This window comes from Streptomyces sp. NPDC043996 (assembly GCF_056435225.1).
The window spans coordinates 884,762-901,680 of sequence record NZ_JBWKEY010000001.1; the positions used below are offsets into that span (position 1 = coordinate 884,762).

At 73.3% G+C, this 16,919-nt stretch carries 15 protein-coding genes; 5 read left to right on the top strand and 10 right to left on the bottom strand.

The features are described from left to right. Position 1: 1 nt before the first annotated feature. A complete protein-coding gene (locus AC07A4_RS04055; protein ID WP_478592514.1) occupies positions 2-427 on the bottom strand; it encodes a cupin domain-containing protein in 426 nt (141 codons plus the stop codon). A 51-nt stretch (positions 428-478) separates the two neighbouring features. Here AC07A4_RS04055 and AC07A4_RS04060 point away from each other — a divergent pair, with 51 nt between their 5' ends. Then, positions 479-1,519, top strand: coding sequence for a helix-turn-helix domain-containing protein (locus AC07A4_RS04060; protein WP_478592517.1), 1,041 nt, complete (start codon positions 479-481; stop codon positions 1,517-1,519). A 55-nt stretch (positions 1,520-1,574) separates the two neighbouring features. On the opposite strand, the gene AC07A4_RS04065 is transcribed toward AC07A4_RS04060, so the two are convergent. Then, the gene (locus AC07A4_RS04065; protein ID WP_478592927.1) at positions 1,575-2,462 is read right to left on the bottom strand and encodes a TIGR03619 family F420-dependent LLM class oxidoreductase; all 888 of its coding nucleotides are present in this window, start codon (positions 2,460-2,462) and stop codon (positions 1,575-1,577) included. 245 nt (positions 2,463-2,707) lie between these two features. Between AC07A4_RS04065 and AC07A4_RS04070 the strand changes: the two genes are divergently transcribed. The 3 genes from AC07A4_RS04070 (at position 2,708) to AC07A4_RS04080 (ending at position 6,098) form a co-directional block, all read left to right on the top strand. Then, positions 2,708-4,162, top strand: coding sequence for a hypothetical protein (locus AC07A4_RS04070; protein ID WP_478592520.1), 1,455 nt, complete (start codon positions 2,708-2,710; stop codon positions 4,160-4,162). Between the two features lie 252 nt (positions 4,163-4,414). After that, positions 4,415-5,368 (top strand): M28 family metallopeptidase, encoded by a 954-nt coding sequence (locus AC07A4_RS04075; RefSeq protein ID WP_478592523.1) that lies wholly within the window; start codon positions 4,415-4,417, stop codon positions 5,366-5,368. A gap of 133 nt (positions 5,369-5,501) precedes the next feature. Further along, positions 5,502-6,098 (top strand): flavodoxin family protein, encoded by a 597-nt coding sequence (locus AC07A4_RS04080; RefSeq protein WP_478592526.1) that lies wholly within the window; start codon positions 5,502-5,504, stop codon positions 6,096-6,098. A 32-nt stretch (positions 6,099-6,130) separates the two neighbouring features. Here the strand turns inward: AC07A4_RS04080 and AC07A4_RS04085 are convergent, their stop codons facing one another. The 6 genes from AC07A4_RS04085 to AC07A4_RS04110 form a co-directional block, all read right to left on the bottom strand. Then, positions 6,131-7,036: an ABC transporter permease gene (locus tag AC07A4_RS04085; RefSeq protein WP_478592930.1), complete on the bottom strand. Its 906-nt coding sequence runs from the start codon at positions 7,034-7,036 to the stop codon at positions 6,131-6,133. 64 nt (positions 7,037-7,100) lie between these two features. Continuing rightward, complete coding sequence (locus AC07A4_RS04090; protein ID WP_478592529.1) at positions 7,101-8,066, bottom strand: ABC transporter ATP-binding protein; 966 nt, start codon at positions 8,064-8,066, stop codon at positions 7,101-7,103. Positions 8,067-8,172: 106 nt separating this feature from the next. Continuing rightward, a complete protein-coding gene (locus AC07A4_RS04095) occupies positions 8,173-9,441 on the bottom strand; it encodes a LolA family protein (protein WP_478592532.1) in 1,269 nt (422 codons plus the stop codon). Between the two features lie 356 nt (positions 9,442-9,797). Beyond that, complete coding sequence (locus tag AC07A4_RS04100; protein ID WP_478592536.1) at positions 9,798-10,835, bottom strand: CHRD domain-containing protein; 1,038 nt, start codon at positions 10,833-10,835, stop codon at positions 9,798-9,800. Positions 10,836-10,988: 153 nt separating this feature from the next. Then, entirely contained in the window at positions 10,989-11,999 is a 1,011-nt protein-coding gene (locus AC07A4_RS04105) for a polyprenyl synthetase family protein (RefSeq protein WP_478592539.1), read from the bottom strand. Positions 12,000-12,348: 349 nt separating this feature from the next. Beyond that, positions 12,349-13,194: an HAD family hydrolase gene (locus AC07A4_RS04110; protein WP_478592542.1), complete on the bottom strand. Its 846-nt coding sequence runs from the start codon at positions 13,192-13,194 to the stop codon at positions 12,349-12,351. 526 nt (positions 13,195-13,720) lie between these two features. On the opposite strand from AC07A4_RS04110, the gene AC07A4_RS04115 reads away from it, so the two are divergent. After that, positions 13,721-13,975: a hypothetical protein gene (locus tag AC07A4_RS04115; RefSeq protein WP_478592545.1), complete on the top strand. Its 255-nt coding sequence runs from the start codon at positions 13,721-13,723 to the stop codon at positions 13,973-13,975. Between the two features lie 109 nt (positions 13,976-14,084). Here the strand turns inward: AC07A4_RS04115 and AC07A4_RS04120 are convergent, their stop codons facing one another. Continuing rightward, complete coding sequence (locus AC07A4_RS04120; protein ID WP_478592547.1) at positions 14,085-15,287, bottom strand: NAD(P)-binding domain-containing protein; 1,203 nt, start codon at positions 15,285-15,287, stop codon at positions 14,085-14,087. Between the two features lie 165 nt (positions 15,288-15,452). Beyond that, positions 15,453-16,727 carry a carboxylate--amine ligase gene (locus AC07A4_RS04125; RefSeq protein WP_478592550.1) on the bottom strand — a complete coding sequence of 425 codons (1,275 nt, stop codon included), beginning with the start codon at positions 16,725-16,727 and terminating at the stop codon, positions 15,453-15,455. Positions 16,728-16,919 lie beyond the last annotated feature (192 nt).

Genomic DNA, 16,919 nt, shown 5'->3' on the forward strand with positions numbered 1-16,919 from the left:
GTCACGCCTGGAGCGCGTGGCCCGTCGTCACGTCCACGCGGTCGGGGACCTCGTCGTGCCGGTCCCCCACCGAGAGCGTGCCCGTGGGCTCGAAGACCAGGAGCGCGGCGCCCGTCCGCGCGCTCGGCTTGTGCTCGGTGCCGCGCGGCACGGTGAAGACCGAGCCCTTGGGGAGCGTGACGGTGCGCTCCCCGGACGGCTCGCGCAGGGCGATGTCCAGCTCGCCCTCCAGGACGAGGAAGAACTCGTCGGTGTCGTCGTGGACGTGCCAGACGTGCTCGCCCTCGACCTTGGCGATCCGGACGTCGTAGTCGTTGACGTGCGTGACGATACGGGGGCTCCAGACGGCGTCGAAGGAGGCGAGCGCCTCGTCGAGGGCGATCGGCAGACGCCTGTGGGCAGCGGTGTGGTCGGTCTTTTCGGTCATGCGTTCATCGTGGGCCTTGGGCCCGGCCGCCACGAGTGCTAGAAATCGCATATGGCGCAAGAAAACTCTCAGGGCCGCGCGCGGAGCCAGGCCGGGGACCGGACCGAGGGGCGCGACCGGCCCCGCCGGGCCCAGCGGCCCCACCGCGTCGTGGTCATCGTCGACGAGAACTCCAACCCCTTCGAACTCGGCTGCGTCACCGAGATCTTCGGGCTCCAGCGGCCCGAGCTCGGACGGGAGCGCCCGGCCCTGTACGACTTCACGCTCTGCTCGCCCGAGCCGCGCACCCGCATGCGCGACGGCTTCTTCACGCTCACCGGAGTCGCCGGGCTCGACGCCGCCGACGGCGCGGACACGCTGATCGTGCCGAACCGGCCCGACACGGAGGTGCCGCGCCGCCCCGCCGTCCTGGACGCCGTGCGCCGCGCCCACGCGCGCGGGGCGCGGCTCGTCGGCTTCTGCAGCGGCGCGTTCACGCTCGCCGAGGCCGGGGTGCTCGACGGGCGCCGCGCCACCGCCCACTGGCAGTGGGCGGACGACTTCCGGGCCCGCTTCCCCGCCGTACGGCTCGAACCCGACGTCCTGTTCGTCGACGACGGCGACATCCTCACCGCGGCGGGCAGCGCCGCCGCCCTCGACCTCGGACTGCACCTCGTGCGCCGCGACTTCGGCGCGGAGGTCGCGGTGTCCGTGTCGCGGCGGCTGGTCTTCGCCGCCCACCGCGACGGCGGCCAGCGGCAGTTCGTGGAGCGGCCCGTGCCCGACGTTCCCGACGAGTCGCTCGCGCCGCTGCTCGCCTGGGCGCAGGAGCGGCTCGGCGAGCCCCTCACGGTGGCGGGGCTCGCCGCGCGGGCCGCCGTCAGCCCGGCCACGCTGCACCGGCGGTTCCGGGCCCAGTTGGGCACGACCCCGCTGGCGTGGCTGAACGGGGAGCGCGTGGCCGTGGCGTGCCGCCTCATCGAGCGGGGCGAGGAGCGGCTCGACGTGGTGGCGCGGAGCAGCGGCCTCGGGTCGGCGGCGAACCTGCGGGCGCGGATCCGCCAGGAGACCGGCCTGAGCCCCTCCGCCTACCGGCGCCGGTTCGGGCCCTGAAGGGCTCCCTGAAGGGCTCACTGAGGGGCGCGCCGCCGCCCCGCACGCGCGGCGGCTAGCCCGCCCGCACCAGCTTCAGCACCCGCGCCCCCAGCTCCAACGCCGCCTCCGGCTCGGCCACGTGGTGGTGCAGGTCGATGAAGCAGCCCTCCGCGCCGGAGTCGCGGACCCCGCGCAGCACGGCGGCGATGTCCTCGGCCGAGGCGCCGGGGGCCGGGTTGTGGCGGATCTCGCGGCGGAGGGCGTCGGGGTCGCGGCCCGCCTCATCGGCGGCGCGGCGGGCCATGGCCCACAGCGCGGCCCCCGCCTCGGGCGGCATGGTGACGCCGACCCAGCCCGCGGCGCGGCGGCCGACCCGGGCCATGGCCGCGGGGCTGAAGCCGCCCAGGTAGACCGGCGGATGGGGGCGCTGGACGGGGCGCAGGCCGACGTACGCGCGCGGGATGCTCCAGTGCGGGCCCTCGTGCCCGAACTCCTCCTCGGTCCAGATGCCCTCAAGCACGTCGAGGGCCTCGTCGAGCAGGGCGCCCCGCTTGCCGAAGTCGGCGTTCACGGCCGTGTACTCGTCGCGCATCCAGCCGATGCCGAGCCCGGCGTCGAGGCGGCCGCCGCTGAGCCGGTCGAGCGTGGTCAGGGAGCGGGCGAGCAGCAGGGGCGGGTACCAGGGGGCGTTGAGGGTGCTGGTGCCGAGGCGCACGCGGGTGGTCGCGGTGGCGGCGACCGTGAGGACCGTCAGCGGGTCCATGAAGGTCTTGAACCCGGCCGGGTAGGGGTTGTCGGGCGTGTGCCCGGGGTAGAGGTCGCTGGGCGCCACCGGGGTGAGCGAACGGTCCCCGACCCACAGCGAGTCGAACCCGGCGGCCTCCGCGTCCCTGGCGAACGGCGCGATGGCCTCTTCCCTGGCGTGACTGCCGTACTGCGGCAGGGCGATGCCTATGCGCATGCCCTGCGCGTCCTGCGTGCCGTGTGCGCTCTGCGCGCCCTGCGTGTCCCGTGTGCCCTGGGCGTCCTGCGTGCTCTGTGTACTGTGCATGCGCCCATCCTCGGGGCGCCACCGGGCGCGGACCCCACCGCCCCACACGTGACACGCGCCACCTCGGGGCCGCTCCGGACGGGCTGATCCGGGCGCGCCGCGCCCGGCCGCAAAGATACTGCCGTCGCGACGCCCCAGTTCCTTAACGTTGTCTGGTGGTCATCACAACAGCGCGTAAACAGCGGGTGCGGCCTCTCCCCCCTCGCGAACGCGAACGCCGCGCCCACCGGCTCCTGCTCGCCGTGTGCGCGCTGTTCGCCCTCGCCTCGCTCGCGCTCGTCCCGGTCGGCCTCCGGCTCGGCTGGGACGAGCTCGTCTACGCCAGCCGCTTCGGCCCGTTCGCGCCGGACACCGGCAGCGTGCCCTTCAGCGCGCCCCGCACCCGGGGCGTGCCGCTGCTCCTGGCGCCCGTCGCCGCCTGGAGCGACTCGGTGGTCCTGCTGCGCGCCTGGCTCCTGCTGCTCTCGACGGCCGCCCTCTACCTGGGATTCCGCCCCTGGCTGCGGGCCGCGCCTGGCCGCCCGGAGGCCGCCCCGGTGGCCGCGGGGCTGTACGGCGGCCTGTGGATCACGCTGTTCTACGCGAACGCCGCGATGCCCAACCACTACACCGCCATGGGCGCCACCGGCGCCGTCGGCCTCTTCCTGTACCGCTCCCCCACGGCCAAGGTCTGTGCGGGCCTCGCGGGCGGCCTCGCGCTCGCGACGCTGATGCGGCCCAACGACGGCGCCGCCGTGGCCGGTCCGCTCCTGATCGCCGCCGCCCTCGTGCCGCTGTGGCGCTCGTACGCGCGCGCGGGCGCCGTGCTCGCCGGGACGCTCGCCGGGTTCGCGCCGTGGGCGATCGAGGCGTACGCGCGTTTCGGTGGCGTACGCGAACGCCTCGACGCCGCGAGCGAGGTGCAGGGCGGCCTCCGGCTCACCGACTCCGCGCTGCACCAGCTCACCGTCATCGACGGGCCGCTGCTGTGCCGCCCCTGCGAGGGCGACGGGGTGCGGACGACGGCACTTGAGTGGTGGCTGCTGCTCGCGGTGCTCGTGCCGCTCGGCCTGTGGTCGGTGCGCCGGCTGCGGCGCACGGCGGCGGGCGGGTGGCTCGCGGTGGCCGTCGGCGTCTCGGCGGCGCTGCCGTACGTCCTGGTCGTGCCGTACACCGCGCCGCGGTTCCTGCTGCCCACGCACGCGCTCCTCGCCGTCCCCGCCGCGTTCGGGGCGCTCGCGGCGGTGCGGGCGGCCCGGCGCTCGCGGGCGCCGGGGCTCGCGCTCGGCGCCCTCGGCCTGGTGGTGGCGGCGCACCTGGCCGCGCAGCTGTCCCTGGCGTCCTCCAACTCCCGTATCCAGCAGTCCGCGCGGGGCGACTGGGAGCGCGTCGCCGCCGTGCTTCACGAGCGCGGGGTGCGGTCGCCGTGTCTGCTGCGGAGCAACACGTCCACGATTCCGCTCGCGTACGTCGCGGGCTGCGAGCCAGGAGTGCGCGGGGACGGGCGGCGCCCTTCCGCCCTGGTCATCCGGGACGCGCGGCCGCCGCGCTGGGCCGATGACTGGGTCCGGGTGCCCGTTCCGGATACGTACGCGCGCGGCTGGTCGGTGTATCTGCCGCCCGGTTCCTGAGCCGCCGCGCGCACGGAATGCGGAACTACGCGTCCGGATCCCGCTCTTGACGTGAACTCAACACGCCTCCACCATCGGGCACTCACGGCTCATTCGAAATTCAAGCTCGGGACACGACCCCGTTCATTCGGGACGCAACCTCGTTCACTCGGGACACGACCTCGTTCACTCGGGACACGATCCCGTTCAACTCGGGACACGACCCCCGGGATTCCACCCGGGACTCACCTCACGGAAGCCGGAGCCCCCCACATGAGACTCTCCGTATCCGGACGCAGCGCGACGATCGCCGTTCTGGCCGTCGCCGGACTCCTGACGACCAGCGCGATATCCACCGCGGCCACCGGAACCTCGGCGCCGACGAAGGCCGCGGCGCCCGACATCCCGGTGGCCAACGTGAAGGCCCACCTCTCGCAGTTCCAGTCCATCGCCTCCGCCAACGGCGGCAACCGCGCCCACGGCAGCGCGGGCTACCGGGCCTCGCTCGACTACATCAAGGGCAAGCTCGACGCCGCCGGATTCACCACCACCGTGCAGCAGTTCAGCTCCAGCGGCCGGACCGGCTACAACCTCATCGCCGACTGGCCCGGCGGCGACCCGAACCAGGTGATCATGTCGGGCTCGCACCTCGACAGCGTCAGCCGGGGCGCGGGCATCAACGACAACGCCTCGGGCTCCGCCGCCGTCCTGGAGACCGCGCTCGCGGTGTCCCGCGAGCAGTACAAGCCCACCAAGCACCTGCGGTTCGCCTGGTGGGGCGCGGAGGAACTGGGCCTGGTCGGCTCCTCGTACCACGTCCGCAACCTGCCCGCCGCCGAGCGCACGAAGATCAAGGGCTATCTCAACTTCGACATGATCGGCTCGCCGAACCCGGGCTACTTCGTCTACGACGACGACCCCACCATCGAGCGGACCTTCAAGGCCTACTACGCGGGCCTGAACGTCGGCACCGAGCCGGAGCGCGAGGGCGACGGACGCTCCGACCACACGCCGTTCAAGAACGCGGGCGTCCCGGTCGGCGGCGTGTTCACCGGCGCGAGCACCGCCAAGACGTCGGCCCAGGCCCAGAAGTGGGGCGGCACGGCCGGCCAGGCCTTCGACCGCTGCTACCACTCGTCGTGCGACACCACGGCGAACATCAACAACACCGCGCTCGACCGCAACAGCGACGCGGTCGCGTACGCGGTGTGGGGCCTGTCGCAGTAGGCCGCGCGGCCCCGGCCGCCCACTGAGCGAACCCCCCGCGCGCATCACCTCTGGACGGAGATGCTTGCGCGTGCATATAGTGCACGCGCAAGCATTCCTCGTGCGCAAGCACCTGCCATGCCCAGGGGGCAAGATGACCCGGAAGTTCCTGTTCGTCCTCGGAAGCGCCCGCTCCGAGGGGAACACCGAGCTCCTGACCCGCAAGGCCGCCGAGCAGCTGCCCGCGGACGTCGCGCAGCGCTGGCTGCGCCTCTCCGACCACCCGCTCCCCGACTTCGAGGACCTGCGGCACGACGGGAGCGGGGACCGCGCCCGGCCGCGCCCCTCCGGCGACAACGAGGCGCTGCTCCTGGACGCCACCCTCGACGCCACGGACATCGTCATCGCCTCGCCGCTGTACTGGTACTCGGTCTCCGCCACCGTCAAGCGCTACCTGGACTACTGGGACGCCTGGCTGGAGACCCCCGAGGTCGACTTCAAGAACGCGATGGAGGGCCGCACCCTGTGGGGCGTGACGGCGCTCGCGCACCGCGAGGAGGAGGTCGCGGACCCGCTGATCGGCACGCTGCGCAACTCGGCCGCGTACTTCCCGATGCGCTTCGGCGGCGTCCTGCTCGGCAACGGCACCCGGCCAGGACAGGTGCTCGACGACGCCGAGGCGCTCACCCGCGCCAAGACGTTCTTCGCGCGGGAGGCACCGCTCGCGCGCTTCCCGTACGACACCGAGTGAAGACCGAGTGAGGGACGACCGGCGGCCGCCGGTCAGGACGTGATGTCCTTCGCCCCGAACCGCGCCCACGCCGCCGAGCCGAACACGCCCGCGTACAGCGCCTGGAGGCCCAGGTTCCGCACCAGGTCGTCCCAGTACACCGGGTCGCGCATGAGGTCGGCGAAGGACAGCCAGTAGTGCGGGAACAGATATGGGTGGATCGCGTGCAGCTGCGGGATCTGGTCCACGATCTGAACGGTGATCAGCAGGCCCACCGTCGTCGCCATCGCCGCGATGCCGCTGCTCGTCAGCGTCGACACGAACAGGCCGAGCGCGGCGACGCCGGTCAGTGAGGCCGCCACGACGAGCGCGATGAGCAGCGCCCGCAGCAGCCCCTCACCGAAGCTGATCCGCGTCCCGGAGATCGTGGTGACCTCGCCGAGTGGGAACAGCAGGGCCCCGACCGCGAGCGCCGACGCGGCCACGACGAGGGTCGCGACCAGGCAGAAGGTGAGCGTGGTCGCGTACTTGGCGAGCAGCAGGCGGGTGCGGCCCGCGGGCGCGACCAGGAGGTAGCGCAGCGTGCCCGCGCTCGCCTCGCCCGCGATCGCGTCGCCCGCGACGACGCCGATCGCCATCGGCAGGAAGAACGGCAGCGTCGCGGCGAGCGCCGTGAAGACCAGGAAGAGGCCGTTGTTGGTCACCTGGGCGATGAACGCGGGGCCCTCGCCGTCGGGTCCGCCCCCGCCGACCGAGCCGCCGTCGCTCGTCTCGATCTTCACGGCGATGCCGACGACGATCGGTACCGCGGCGAGCACCCCGAGCAGCGCGAGGGTGCGCCAGCGGCGGAACGTGACGGACAGCTCGCTGCGGAACAGGCCGAAGGTCCACAGCGGGCTGACCGCGCGGGGTGCGGCGCTTCCCGCGCTACGGGCGGACGGCTCGGGGCTCTTCGCCATATCGGCCATATCGGTCACTTCCGCCGCCCCATCGCCTCGTCCGCCGCCCTCGCCTTCCCTCACTTCAGCCCGCGACATCGAATCCCTCTCCCGTGAGCGCCACGAACGCGTCCTCAAGGGAGGCCCGTTCGACGCCGAAGCCGCGGACGCGGACGCCCGCCTTGACCAGCGCGGCGTTCACGTCGGCGAGGTCGAGCACGGCCTCGGCGGCGGGCGGCTCGCCCGTCACCCGGTCCTCGCCCGCCTCCACGTCCGCGATGCCGCACTCCTTCAGTACGCGCACGGCGTCCCCGGTGTCCGGCGTCGTCACGACGAGCCGCCCGCGCGCGCCCGCCGCGAGCTCGGCGACCGGGCCCTGGGTGATCAGACGGCCCCGCGCCATCACCGCCGCGTGCGTGCACACCTGCTCGATCTCGTCGAGCAGGTGCGAGGACAGGAAGACCGTCGTGCCGTCGGACGCCAGCTCCCGCACCAGGGCGCGGATCTCCCGCATGCCCTGCGGGTCGAGTCCGTTCGTCGGCTCGTCGAGCACGAGCAGCTCGCGCGGCTGGAGCAGCGCGACGGCGAGGCCGAGGCGCTGCTTCATGCCAAGGGAGTACGCCTTCGCCTTCTTGCCCGCGGCGGCCGTGAGCCCCACCCGGTCCAGGGCGGCCTCGGCGCGGGCGCGGCGGGTGCGCGGGTCCGCCGTCGGGTCGGCGGCGTCGAACCTCAGCAGGTTCTCGCGGCCGGTCAGGAAGCCGTACAGGGCGGGGCCCTCGATGAGCGCGCCCACGCGCGGAAGCACCGCGCGGCCGTCCCTCGGCATCGGCCGCCCCAGGACCCTGGCCCGGCCCGAGGTCGGTTCGATCAGGCCCATCAGCATGCGGATGGTGGTGGTCTTGCCGGAGCCGTTGGGGCCGAGGAAGCCGAAGACGCTGCCGCTGGGCACGGTGAGGCTCAGGCTGTCCACGGCGGCGTGCTTGCCGTACCGCTTGGTCAGCGCGGACGTCTCGATCACGGTGCCCGTAGGGGCGGTGGGGGTGCTCGGCACCGTTCTCCTCCTCTAGTACGGCTGGTACGGCTTCTTCCAACGGTCACGGCGGATCCAAGGTGTCCGCACACCCTGGATCCGCCGTTCCCGCGCTACGGCTCCGCGCTCAGCGGTTCGCCGCCTTCACCAGCGCGTCCTTGGTGACCGCGCCCACGTACACCTTGCCGTCGTCCGTGACGAGCGCGTTGATCAGCCGGGTCTTGAAGACCGTGCCCGAGCCGAACTTCCCGCTCACCTTGTCGCCGAGCGAGTCCAGGAACCGCTGCGCGTCCGCCGGGACCTCGTCCGAGCCCGCGGTCGGCAGGCCCTGGCCGCCGGGCATCCGCAGCTCGGCGATGGTGGACCAGCCCTCACCGATGACGTTGACCTCGGGCTCCCCGCCCTTGAAGCCGCCCTTGAAGCCGCCCTTCGAGCCGTGCTTCGAGTCGCCCTTGAAGCCGTCCTTGAAGGCCTCGCCGTCGCCGGACCTGCCGTCCTTCTCGGTGACCTTCGTGCCCTTCGGGGGCGTGAAGTCGAAGGTGGACGCGGACGGCTTGCCGAAGTCGACCTTGGTGAAGCCCGCGTCGACGACCGCCGCGCCGCCGCTCGCCGGGGTGAGCGTGAACTTCAGCGGCGTCCCCGTCTCGGCGTCCACGGCGATGGTGATCTGGCCGACCGTGGTGCCGGAGTCCTTCGGCGTGAGCACCAGGCGGTAGGCGTCGCGGCCCGCGACCTTCGCGCTGCCGTCGACCTTCACCGACGTCGTCTTGTCGGCCGCCTTCAGGGCCTCCCGCGCGAACTCCCGCGGCGTGGCCGGGACGTCCTTGGGCAGCTCGCCCTTCGTCCCGGGCTTCCCGGACCGCTCGCCGCTCTCCTTCGCGTGGTAGGCCTCGTTCGACGCGCTGTCGTACGCCCACACGTCGTCGCCGTTGCGGATCAGGCTGTACTCGGCCGCGTCCTCCAGGACCGAGATCCGCTGCTTGTCGGGGCCGTCCGCCGCGACCCGCAGCGTGTGCGAGCCGGAGGCCAGCTGCATGAGCTTGGCGGCCGGGTCCGCGGCGGAGCTCTTGCCGCCCTCGCGGTCCGCGCCGCCGCCCGCGCCCGGCGCGAAGCCGCCGACCCCGCCGCCGAGCGACGGCAGCCCCAGATCGGTGTTGATCTTCACGGTGCCGGAGAGCCGCTCGGTGTCCGACGCGGCGATCTTCTCGATGAGTTCCTGTGCCGTGAGCTTGGGCAGATCCGGGTCGTCCCCGGAAGCGAGCGCCGGGACCAGCCCGATGGTCGCCGCCGCCACCCCCGCCACCGCGACCGGGACGAGATAGCGCGCCGCCTTCCTGCGGCCCGGCTTCAGTTCCTCGGCGTCACTGGTGTCCTGCTCCGGTTCGTACGGTGCCATGGTGTGCCTTACCTCCGTGGTCGGCGGCGGCCTTCGATTCGTACGCGCACTCGTCCACCCCGCGCCGCCATTCTCACCCGAATTGGTCAGGGGTGGTGCTCCGTGTCTGTCTTCGTCTTCCTTCGACGTGCTCCATCCGACCAAATCGGCCAGCGGGAAGCGTCAGACCCCGGAAGCAACTCCGCGTACTGCTACGGGATGACAAAAACGGGCGGCGTCTCCCCCGTCCCGTAAGGGGAGGCGCCGCCCTGGAGGTGACGACCAGCCACCGGGGGACGGAGGGCCGGTCGTCGCGGAGAGTGGCTCGGGGCCGCCCGCGGGCGGCTCATGGCTGGTCAGCGGCGGTGCGCCACCGGTCAGCGCTGGACGAACACGTAGTCCGCCCCGTACGGCGCGGAGGCGATCGCGCCGGGGGCGCAGCGGCCCGAAGGCTGGACGCCGCCCACCGTGTTCAGCCGGAGGATCTCGACGGTGTGCGCGAGCAGGCCGCGGCGCTGGCCCACCTGCTTGGCCTTGAGGTCCAGTTCGGCGATGTTCTTCGCGCCGTTCGGCGTCCGGGAGACCAGCTCGCCGGTGACGGCGCTGCGGTCGGGGGCCCGCCAGCGCGGCGTACCGGAGTTCGGGGCGACGAAGTCGTGCGCGATGCGGCCGCCGAGGGTGGCCCGCACGTCCCGCTGCGCGAAGGAGTACGTCCCGTCGGCGCCCTTCTTGCACTGGTAGATCTGCCGGCCCTTGATGACGGAGGCCTGGAAGGAGCGCTGGGCGGCGGCGAACGAGACGTTCGCGGTGACCTTGTGCAGCTGGCCGCGGACGGCTCCGCCGGGGAACTCGGCGGTGTGCAGATTGGCGTAGAAGCCCTTCGGGTTCGTCTTCAGGCGCTTCAGCAGGGCCGCGTCGGTGACCTTGACGGTGCCGGTGACCCGCTGGTGCTCGGCCCCGGCGAGGAGCCGGGTGAAGTCGACCTTGATGCCGCCGTTCGCTCCCTTGACGCCCTCGTGGATGTGCAGGGCGGTGGGCCTGGCGGTGCCGCGCCACTTGGCCGTGACGGAGACCTTGTCGCCCTTGACCCGGACGAACTGCAGGGCGGCGCCGTCCTTGTCGCCGACGGCGGGGCCGCCCGGCACGGGCACCTCGTTGGCGCCGTTCATGCTGGCCACGAGGAGCGAGCCGCCCGCGGTGGCGGCCGTCGTGCCGCTCTGGCCCGCCACGGCGTCGGCGCCGCCGTGGGCGGATCCGTGCGCGGCCGGGCGGGAGGCGCCGCGGGCGGCGCCGCTCCCGCTGTCCGCCGTCGCCGGCAGGACCGCCGCGGCCACGGCGCCCGCGGCGGCGACCGCGATCCCGGAGGCGAGCAGGGTCCGACGGCGGTTCTTCGCGGAAGTGGTGAAACTGCCCATGACGTGAAATCTCCCCGTTCCTCAGCCAACGCCCCCTGCGTCAGCTTCTGGGCATGAGTACGGAACGGATCTGAGTCTGGACTCAATCCAGATGAGGGAATTTCACGTGACCTGCGTCACACGCTTCGGCCGGGGGGCGGGCGCGGGCGGGGCTCACCCCGCCCGGTGCACCACCAGGTCGCAGAGCTCGACCAGCGCCGCCTTCGCCTCGCCCTCGGGCAGCGGGGCCAGCGTCGCCCGCGCCTCCTGCGCGTACCGCACGGTGTCCTTGCGGGCCTGCTCAAGGGCCGGGTGCACGCGCAGGAGCCGCAGCGCCTCCGCGTGCCGGGCGTCGTCCGTGAGGTCGGAGTCGAGCAGCTCGCACAGCGCGACGTCGGCCGCGAGCCCGAGCCGCTCCACGCGCTCGCGCAGCCGCAGGACCGGCAGCGTGGGGATGCCCTCGCGCAGGTCCGTGCCCGGCGTCTTGCCGGACTCCGTCGAGTCGGAGGCGATGTCGAGGACGTCGTCGGCGAGCTGGAAGGCCACGCCGAGCCGCTCCCCGTACTGCGTGAGCACGTCCACGACCGTCTCGTCCGCCCCGGACATCATCGCGCCGAAACGGCCCGCCACGGCGATCAGCGAGCCGGTCTTGCCGCCGATGACGTCCAGGTAGTGCTCGACCGGGTCGCGCCCGTCGCGCGGGCCCGCCGTCTCCAGGATCTGCCCGGTGACGAGCCGCTCGAAGGCCTCGGCCTGGATGCGCACGGCCTCGGGGCCGAGGTCGGCGAGGATGTGCGAGGCGCGGGCGAAGAGGAAGTCGCCGGTGAGGACGGCCACCGAGTTGCCCCAGCGCTGGTTGGCGCTGGGCACGCCACGGCGCACATCGGCCTCGTCCATCACGTCGTCGTGGTAGAGCGTCGCCAGGTGCGTCAGCTCCACGACCACGGCGGACGGCACGATCCCGGGCGCGTACGGATCGCCGAACTGCGCCGCCAGCATCACCAGGAGTGGCCGAAAACGTTTGCCCCCCGCGCGCACGAGGTGCTGCGCGGCCTCCGTGATGAAGGGCACCTCGCTCTTGGTGGCCTCGAGCAGGCCCTCCTCGACAGCCGCCAATCCGGCCTGGACATCGGCTTCGAGAGCCTGGTCCCGCACGCTCAGCCCGAAGGGCCCGACGACGGTCACGAGGGGTTCTCCTGTCTGCTGACGATCACAAGTCGATCACTCGGTCGATCATTCGCTGATGACACAGTTTGTCGATGTGTCGCTGCCATCACTCAAGTCAGCGTATCCGGTCGCCTTTCGATCACAGCCAGCGCCCGCCCGACCAGAGGGGGCCAGCCTGCCCGATAGACAGGAAATGACCGATTTACCACCCAGTGAGTGATGCGCCCGACATGCCGATCGCCCTTCGGGCGGAGCGCCCTTCCGCCGCGCGGGACGGCTCGTCACGCCCCGCGGGACGGCTCGTCACGCCCTGTCCCGCGAGGCCACGCCGCGTGAGCCACCGGACACGCCGCAGCGGCCGGGTACCTCATGTGAGCCTCGTCCCACCCACCAGTTTCCGGCCATCGGCGCGCAGCATCCGCTCCAGGACGACGGCGATCCCGTCCTCCTCGTTGGACAGCGTCAATTCGTCCGCGACCGCCTTGAGTTGCTCATGGGCGTTGGCCATGGCCACCCCGTGGGCCGCCCACGCGAACATGGGGATGTCGTTCGGCATGTCGCCGAAGGCGATCGTGTCCGCCGCGCTCAGACCGAGCCGCTCGGCGGCGAGCGCGAGCCCGGTCGCCTTCGTGACCCCGCAGGGCTGGAGCTCCACGGTCCCAGGACCGGACATCGTCACCGTGGCGAGCGAGCCCACGACGCCCCGGGCGACCGCCGCCAACTCGTCGTCGGCCAGCGTGGGGTGCCGCAGCAGGACCTTGCTGATCGGCTCCTCCCACAGCACGGCACGGCCGGGCACCCGCATCGCGGGCAGCGTCGGGTGCGGCATCTCATAGCCCGGCTCGATCAGCGTGAGGCCCTCCACGCCGTCCTGGTCGACGGCCGCGAAGACCTGGCCCACCTCCGCCTCGATCTTCCCGAGCGCCACCTCCGCGAGCTCCCGGTCCAGGGTCACCGACCACACCATGCGGTCGCCCCCGGCGTCGTACAGCTGCGCCCCCTGCCCGCACACGGCGAGCCCGTCGTAGCCGAGGTCGTCGAAGAGCGGGCGCACGCGGGGCGCGGGGCGTCCGGTGACGACGAGGTGCCGCGCTCCGCCCTCGCGCGCGGCGGCCAGTGCCCTGCGTGACCGGTCGGAGACCGTGTCGTCGCAACGGAGCAGAGTTCCGTCCAGGTCAGTGGCGATGAGGGCATATGCGAGGGGAGCGGCCATGATCCGAAGAATACGGATCTGAGCCCGGCCGGTAAGCCGTGTGACAGGAGCTGTGACGGTTCAGGTGCGCCCGGCGCACTCCCGGCAGACACGCAGTCGCGCGGCCGCTGGCCCCCGCCCGCATGCGCCGGGGGCGCGAAAGCGCACCGGCCTTGACCGCCCGCTCCCGGTTCACCGGATCGGGGCGGGCCGCGACACGGCGACGGCGACGGCCCCCGGACGTGCGCCGGACCGCCCCGGCGGCCCCTGACGGCACCGGCCGGAACCGGACACGGCGCGGCGCCACCGGCCGCCGCCCGTGAACTCCCCCGGGAACGACCCGCCTTGCCCCGGCGGCCGGGTCGGCCGCCGCTGTGTGAACGGGCCTGTGAAAAGTCCGTCGCGCCGCCGGGCGCCCGGGACGGGGCCCCGCGCCCCGCCCCGGCGGCGGAACCTCCCGGCGCCCGGCGGCGTCACAGCAGGGACGCGCGGTGGGCACCCGCCCGCCGCCAGGACCACGGCACCACACGCGACGACAAGGAACGACATGGCACTCCCGCAGACCCGCAAGCTCGCCCTCACCACCGCGGCCGCCGCCCTGGTGCTCACCGCGGGCCTCGCCTGGCAGGCGTCGGCCGCGGACTCCGGCGGCGACGGGCGCGGGGCCGGGCCCGGGGTGAAGGCCGACACCGTGAGCGGCGAGCGCGTCGAGCACGACCCGGCGGGCTCCGGCGCCTACTGGACGCCGGAGCGCATGCGCGCCGCCGAGCCCGCCCCGATGCCGGTGGTTCCTGGCGAGTGACCACCGGTCCCCGAGCGGACCCGTACGCCTGTCGGCCGGTCGCTCGCGCCCCGCGCGCGAGCCGGTGCCCCGGTGCCGCGCACCGGCCCGACCGGGCCCGCGCCCCGTCTCAGTCGTGCGCCGCCGCCAGATGCCGCGCCAGGCGGGGCGAGGCGAACTCCGTGCCGCACACGAAGCGCATCAGCGGCCCGTACGAGGACCCCGCCAGCATGCCCGTGAAGTACAGCCCCGGCACCGAGGAGACATAGCCCGCGCCGAGGCGGGGCGTGCCGAGGCTGACCGCGAGGCGGGCACGCAGGACTTCGCTGAGGAAGCCAAGGGCGCCCAGGTCGACGCGGTAGCCGGTGGCGGCGATGACGTGGTCGGCGCCGAGTTCGCGCACCCGGCCGCCGAGCGTCTCCAGCGTCAGGACGGGCCGCCCGGCGCGGGTCTCCGCGCTCAGCACGCGCCGCACCTCGCGCGCGTCGGCCTCCTTCTGGAAGCGCTCGCGCAGCCACCAGGCGCCGAGCGGGCCGAGGACGCTGCGGGTGAGGAAGTGCCGGGTCCGGGACGGCAGATGGCGGTACAGGTCGGCGTGGTAGCTCAGCGCGTACAGCGACCAGGCGCGGCCGAAGGGCGACTGAGGGCGCAGCCTCGGCTGCTCCCACGGCGGGCTGCCGAAGCCGATGGCGCCCCTGCCCCGCGCCACGACCCGCACCCGGGCGCCCGCCTCGGCGGCGAGCACCGCCGTCTCCAGGGCGGACTGGCCCGCTCCGAGGACGAGCAGGTCGCTGTCCGCGTACCGCTTGAGGTCGTGGTGCTGGGAGCTGTGCGAGAGCGCCGCCTCGGGCGCAGGGCCCTTGGGCACGGCGGTCGCGAGCACCGGCGGCAGCTGCGCCAGGCCGGTCAGACCGGTGGCGACGACGACCGCGCGCGCCGCGAACCGCTCGCCGGAGTCAAGGCCCAGCTCGAAGTACCCTCCCGGCCTGCGGTCCACCGACGCCACCCGCACCCGCTCCAGGGCGGGCACGAGCTTCTCCTGGAACCACTGCCCGTACGCGATGAACGTTTCGACGGGGATGATGTCCTCGTCCCTGAGCAGGCGCGGAATGCCCGCCGCCGCGCAGTAGTCGGCGAGGGTGTGGCCCGGCTGCGGGGCGTCGATGTTCGACGCCGCGGGGGTCGACTTCAGGAGCATCCCCGCGGGCATGTGGGAGCTCCAGCTGACCATGGGCTCGCCGAAGACGCGGACGGGAATGCCCCGGGCCCGTAGATGGGCGGCGGTGGACAGGCCGTAAGGGCCCGCCCCGATGACTGCCACTGGTTGTGTCACGAAGTCCCTCCCCAGGACATCGCGCACGCCGTGCCGTCGCACGGCGCACTGTCTTGCTCCGTGGATGTGTCGGTGGTCCCCCGTGGACCGGTGCGCCCCGTCGCCGGGCCGCCGCGTCGCTGGCCGGGCGGCCGCCTTGCCTGCGGGGGCCGCCCGGGGTCGTGGTCATCTCGCGGTGGTGCCGCCCCGCCGACGGGTCCGCCAGAGCTGGAACAGGTGCTTCGCCCCGGGCCGCACGAACCGCGCGAGCATCGTGAAGAACGGCTTCATGTCATCGGCGGCGAGCCAGGCCAGCTCGGTGCCGGTGGCGCGGCCGGGGGCGTGGGGCGTGACGTAGCCGCTGCGGCGGTACGCGATGAGGGCGGGCAGGTCGATGTTCTCCACCACATACCGGTGCCCCGGCCGCTGGTCGCCCTCGGGGACCGCGCGGCCGGTGAGGTGCAGATGCATCGCACGGACGACGTCGATGCCCGTCCCGCTCTCGAAGAGGCGGAACTGGGCGCCCGTGCGCGGGTTGAAGTCGAGCAGTTTGTACTGGCCGTCGCGGCGGTCGAAGCGCAGGTCGAGGTCGATGACGCCGGTGAAGCCGATCTCCTTGATGAAGCGCGAGGCGAGGTCGGCGAGCTCCGGGTTGTCGACCACGTACGCGTGCGCGGTCATGCCCGCGTGCGGCGGCCAGGAGCGCACCTTCACCCCGGTGAACAGCGCGAGCGGCGCGGAGTTCTCGTCGAAGTAGGCGTGCACGATCCAGTCCTCCGCCTGCTCGCGCGGCAGATACTCCTGGAGGATCACGCCCGGCCGCTCGCCCCAGTCCCGCGCCAGTTCGCGCAGCCCCGCACGGGTGTCGATCCGAGTGGTGCCGTTGACGGCGGGCCGGGAGCGGCGCTGGAACGCCTCGCGGTTCTTGGCCACCACCGGGAAGCGGGCGCGCGCGCCGAACTCCTCGACCTCCGCCTGGTCGCGCGGGCACACCGACGTCGGTGAGCTCAGGCCGTGCGCGACACACAGCTCGTGCAGGCCCTGCTTGCTGGCGAGGCGGCGCGGTAACGCCGGGTCCACGCGCGGGAACAGGAAGCCCCCGAAGTCCGCCTCGCCCAGCTCCCGCTGGTGCTCGGCGATCAGCACGGCCGCTTCCTCGTCGGTCGGAATGAGGACCGTCGGCCTGCCGATGCGCCGCCCGATCCGCAGCAGCCCCTCGACGAGCCGCCGCGGTTCCTCCGCCCCCGTGGTCCGCCAGGGGAACGCGCCCGTCAGATAGCGGGAGGCGGCTGCGGGCGTGCGCCGGTCCTCCGTGATCGCGTACATCGGAACACCGAGACGGCCGAGGCTCCGGATCGCCCCGACACCGCCGTGGTGCAGCGGATAGTCACCGAACTTCACGATCAGTCCGGGCACTTCACGGTCGGGCGTCAGTGCCGCACCGCCGCACGAATTGGTCACGGGTCCCCCCACGCGTCCCCTTGCGTCCCCATCGCGTCGACCCGGATTCCCCTGTCCGTGTCCCACCGGAACCTAGGGCGGAACGGGAGCGTGACACCCGCGATTTATCAGGACATTGCTAACTCTTTAGGCACTGCCTGAATCCGGCGCCGCCACGTAACGTGTGAGGCACCCAAGATTGGAAAGCGAGGC